5 protein-coding genes and 1 pseudogene are annotated in these 4,807 nt (G+C 59.4%); 2 read left to right on the forward strand and 4 right to left on the reverse strand.

Annotated elements, in window-relative coordinates; translation table 11 throughout:
* The 4 genes and pseudogenes from ACR0I7_RS19885 to ACR0I7_RS19900 all read right to left on the reverse strand — a co-directional run.
* Nucleotides 1–194, reverse strand: a pseudogene (locus ACR0I7_RS19885) (carbohydrate ABC transporter substrate-binding protein); the annotation flags it as partial.
* 59 nt (nt 195–253) lie between these two features.
* Nucleotides 254–1,315: a Gfo/Idh/MocA family protein gene (locus ACR0I7_RS19890; protein ID WP_480514081.1), complete on the reverse strand. Its 1,062-nt coding sequence runs from the start codon at nt 1,313–1,315 to the stop codon at nt 254–256.
* On the reverse strand, nt 1,312–2,316 hold the full coding sequence (locus ACR0I7_RS19895) for a Gfo/Idh/MocA family protein (protein ID WP_480514083.1): 1,005 nt from the start codon (nt 2,314–2,316) through the stop codon (nt 1,312–1,314). The genes ACR0I7_RS19890 and ACR0I7_RS19895 overlap by 4 nt, the downstream gene beginning before the upstream one ends.
* A 12-nt stretch (nt 2,317–2,328) precedes the next feature.
* Nucleotides 2,329–3,390 (reverse strand): Gfo/Idh/MocA family protein, encoded by a 1,062-nt coding sequence (locus ACR0I7_RS19900; RefSeq protein WP_480514085.1) that lies wholly within the window; start codon nt 3,388–3,390, stop codon nt 2,329–2,331.
* 92 nt (nt 3,391–3,482) lie between these two features.
* On the opposite strand from ACR0I7_RS19900, the gene ACR0I7_RS19905 reads away from it, so the two are divergent.
* Both ACR0I7_RS19905 and ACR0I7_RS19910 read left to right on the forward strand, forming a co-directional pair.
* Nucleotides 3,483–4,205: a GntR family transcriptional regulator gene (locus tag ACR0I7_RS19905; RefSeq protein ID WP_480514087.1), complete on the forward strand. Its 723-nt coding sequence runs from the start codon at nt 3,483–3,485 to the stop codon at nt 4,203–4,205.
* 12 nt (nt 4,206–4,217) lie between these two features.
* Nucleotides 4,218–4,807 (forward strand): glucuronate isomerase (locus ACR0I7_RS19910; protein WP_480514089.1); only part of this gene is annotated, 590 nt, incomplete at its 3' end.

A 4,807-nucleotide genomic window follows, 5' to 3' on the forward strand; every position in this document is an offset into this window, starting at 1 on the left:
GCTTTGTAGGGCACTTTGTCCAGCACCACGTCGACGCCGGGGTTCTCTTGCTCGAAACGCTCGAAAATCGCCATTGCAGCTTCGCACTCGTTGCCGTCACCTGCGCACATGAACCGGATTTCCTGCGCAGATGCCGCGCCTGCGGCCAAGGCCAACGCAGCTGCCGAAACAGTTGTCTTCATCTTAAGAGTCATTTGGGTCTCCTCCCTATTCTCTGTCTTTCTTTTGGTGTTATTATTTTTCGGACACGTCTTTATTCTCTGGGCATCCACCCGTCATAGAGCGCATCCTCCTTTTGCAACGGCAATTTCACAGCGCGTTCTTCGCGCGCCGATTGATACATTGCCGTCACCATCTCGATGGAACGGCGCCCGTCCTCAAATGACACTTCGCGGCCCGGCTCACCTGCAAGCGCGTTCGCGATTGCGTCAAGGAATCCGGTAAATCCTGCACGAGGTGCGGCCACCGTGGCAAGAACCTTGTCCAGATCTTCCTGCCGGGTGCGCCCGCGAGCTGTGAACGTCCAGCTGTCCTGAGCCGGCGTATAGGGGGCCGAGCCGCTTTCGGCGGTGAAGCCCTCAAAGCAGAATCTCAGCCGCGTCGTATCCGTCGCCGCGCCCAGCGTCACCGAACTGGTTGCCAGCGCGCCACTCTCCATCCGCATGGTGACGGCGGCGCAATCCTCGGTCTCGATATCGTTCACACGGGTGTCGAGATAAGCGTTGAGTTCGGCAACCGGGCCCAGAACGTGACACAGCAGATCATGCGCGTGAATGGCATGACCCAGAATTGACCCACCGGATTCGCCCTCCCATGTACCGCGCCAGGGGATGGAATAATAATCGCTCTGGCGGTCCCAATGCGTTTCCGCACTTGCCGCATAGGCTTTGCCACCCAGCCCCGCGTCCAGCAGCGCCTGCAACTGTGACATGGCTAGACCATACCGGTACTGAAACACCGGGAATACGCGCGCGTTGCAGCGCTCCATTGCCGCCTGCAGCTGCTCGATTTCAACCATAGAGCGCGCAATCGGCTTTTCGCAGACCGCATGCTTACCGGCCTCAAGCACCTGTAGGGCGATCGGCACATGCAAATGGGGCGGCAAGCAGATATCGACCAGATCGATGGCCGGGTCCGACAGAACCTCTGCGATATCGCTGACAATGCGGATGGCCGGGTCCGAGCCGGTCGCCTCGGCGGCCCGAACCGGATCAAGATCGCACATCACCTCGACCGCGTAGCGCTCGGGCAGTTGGCGGTAGCCCTCCAGATGTTCCCGGCCAATCCCGGCCCCAAGAATGGCAACCCGGATCATGCCATCCGCTCCTCTGCCAAGGCCTGCGCCTGAAGGGCCAGCTCACACACCTTGAAGGCATGCGCCTGCGGCATTGCCGTTTCGGTGCGGTTTCGGATGTCATGTGCAAGGCGGGCGAAATAGGGCATGCCCGCATCCGAGGCATCGATCTTTTCACAGCGGGTGCCGTTGACCAGTATCAGGTGATCTGTGCCCTCAGCACCACCGACATCGACATACTTCCGCAACTCGATATAGCCTTCAGTGCCCAAAATCGTCAGACGGCCATCGCCCCAGTTCGGCAACGCATCCGGCGTGTACCAGTCCAGCCGGATGTATCCATGGCCCGATGCGCTTCTCAGGGCGACCTCGCCGAAATCCTGCAGACCGGGGTCTACGGGATTTGCAAAGTTTCCAACATGCGCCATGGTCACCTCGGCATCTATCGAACCGGTGAAATACAGGAACTGATCAATCTGGTGGCTGCCGATATCGGTCAGGATACCGCCATAGGCGTCGCGATCAAAAAACCAGTCTGGCCGCGTTGGACGGTTCAGACGGTGCGGTCCAAGACCCACGGTCTGCACCACCTTGCCAATCGCCCCTTCGGCGACCAGCTCGGCGGCCTTCGTGACACTAGGCACCTCAAACCGCTCGGAAAAATCGATGCTCCAGATCTGTTTGGTTTCTGCGACGCACGCCTTGATCTCGGGAAGCTGTTCCAATGTGGTGCAGCCGGGCTTGTCGCTCATCACATCCTTGCCCGCCGTCATCGCACGGACCGCCCAACCGGCCCGATCCCGCGGGATACCTGACAACATGATCAGATCAATCTCGGGGTTGTTCAGCAGTTCATCCGCCGTAGAGACCCGAGGCACATCCGGAAAGCGTTTGATAAAACCCGCAGTCGGTTCGGGCTCACCCTCGGTGAACCAACCCACAAAGACGCCCCCGGCATCGATCATATTCTGCGCCATTCCAAAGATATGGCGGTGATCAATACCGATGGCTGCAAATTTCAACGGTGCATTCATTTACTTTAACTTCTCAACTGTACCGCTCTGGGATGAGCGTGTGATTGCATCGATCAGATCATGCGCGGCCAGCGCGGCACGACCGGGGGCAAGCACTGCCCCCTGCCCTATGTTCCGGGAAAAATCCTCGATGACGGACTGGTGCCATGCATGGGTGAACGCCATCGGATCGGCGCCGCCCCCTGTGCCGGCCTCATCGCCGATCACCTGAACTTCGCCATCTCTTTTCGAAACACGAAGCTGCCCGCCTTCGAGATGCAGCGAGGCCGTCTCAAAATGCAGCGTGATGGATTCCGCCCCACCCGGAAAGCTGGCGGTGCTGGCGACAAGAGAGCCTAGTGCCCCATTGGCGAACTCAAGACCTGCCACGACAAAATCCTCGGACTCCATATCGTGAAACTGTGTCGTCCGCGCCATCGCCCGCACAGAGGTGACTGGCCCGGACAAGCTGAGGCACAGATCGATCGTATGAATGGCCTGGCTGATCAGAACACCGCCGCCATCCCGCTCGTACGTTCCGCGACCGGGTTCGTCGTAATAGGACTGATCGCGCCACCACGGCACATTCATTTCCACAAGTCCCAGCGCACCAAATGTGCCCGCGTCAATTAGCTCGCGCGCGGCAACCGATGCGGAACGCGCGCGGTGCTGAAAGACAATACCCAATGAGACGCCCTCCTCTTCGCACAGCGCGACAATGGCGCGCGCCTCATCGGCAGTTCTGCCGATCGGCTTTTCCAGAAGGATGTGCTTTCCCGCCTCTGCCAGCAGGCGAATGATCTCAAGCCGGGCATTCGGCGGCGTGGCGACAATCGCGAAATCAACCTCGGGATCAGCGGCAATCTGGGCGACCGACTCATAGACGTGAAGACCACCGTCAAAGGCGGCGTCCCTCTCATCGGCCAGGGCCCGGGCCGTATCAGCACGGCGGGACGCGATGCCTTTCAAGCGCAGGGAATCTGCCGCATCCGCACAAGCCGCGATATGCGTACCGGCCACCATGCCAGCGCCAATCAGCACCGCAACGGGCTTTTTCTCAGAAACCATCTCCACCCCAAGCATCTGTCGCGACTCATACTCTGCATTCCGGTATACCGGTTGTCAACAATTTGTATTCCGGTATACTGGATGGCAATTAGGCAGAGGTCTCCGACATGAGCAAAAGAGCGCAAGTCATCAATCTTCCTCAGCGGCACATCCAGAGACTGGACCCGCTGCGACCCGCTGCAGAACAAATCGCCGCCCACCTCAAGAACGCGGTGCTTGAGATGAGCCTGACACCCGGTCAGATCATTTCCGAGGCCGAAGTCGGCAATCTCTATGGTGCCTCACGCACCCCCGTGCGCGAGGCCTTTACCTGGCTCAGAGATCAGGGGCTGCTGGTGACCTATCCCAGCCGCGGGAACTATGTGTCCCGACTGTCCATCCCGCAGATAAAAGGCGCACAATTCGCGCGCGAAGCGCTGGAAATATCGATCGCCGAGCATCTGTGTGAAAACACCCCCCCAGCAGAGGCGCTTACCGCTCTCGAGGCAAATCTGACAGCCCAGCAAGAGGCCATCACCTCGCAGGACAGCTCTGCCTTTCATGTGTTGGACGATGGTTTTCACGTCGCGCTTGCAAACGCCGTTGGCCATCCGCGCATTTCAGACATTATCCAAAAGGAAAAATCCTGCCTTGATCGTCTGCGCGTTCTGTCCCTCGACAGCCCTGAACACATCCTCGAGCTGGTCGAGGATCACCGCGCCATATTCGAGGCCATCACTTCCGGCGACAAGGCCGCCGCGCGCCGCCATGTCCGCACCCATCTGCGCCGCGTTCTGAAGACGCTTTCCCATCTCTATGACGAACACCGCGATTATTTCGACGACCACTGAGGCCCGAAAACCTTGATCTACCCCGAAGAGAAGCTGTCAAAACCCGCCCGAGATCTCTATGAAGGCGTGCGCGATCTGCCGATCGTCTCACCGCACGGCCATTGCGACCCGGAATGGTGGGCAAACGATGCGGCCTTTCCCGATCCAACGACTCTGCTGATTGTGCCGGATCACTATGTGTTTCGGATGCTCTATTCGCAGGGGGTCGACCTTGCCGATCTGGGCATTGGCGTGGCCCCGGAAAACCGCGATGCCCGCGCCATTTTTCAGCGGTTTGCGGATCACTGGCGTTGCTTTCTGGGCACCCCGTCGCGTGAGTGGTTGGAATACACGCTCTATCGGACTTTGGGAGTGGACACCGAGCTGACGCCGCAATCGGCAAACGATGTGTTTGACCAGATCGAGCAGAAACTGGCCGATCCCGCGTTCCGGCCCCGCGCCCTGTTTGATCGGTTCGATATCGAGGTGCTTGCAACCACGGATGCCGCCACCGACTCGCTGAGCCATCACAAGGCCATTCAGGACAGCAGCTGGCGCGGGCGCATTGTGCCAACCTTTCGACCCGACAGCATCCTGAACCCCGTGCGCGCGGATTTTCAGGC

This window comes from Ruegeria sp. AM1 (genome assembly GCF_056540745.1).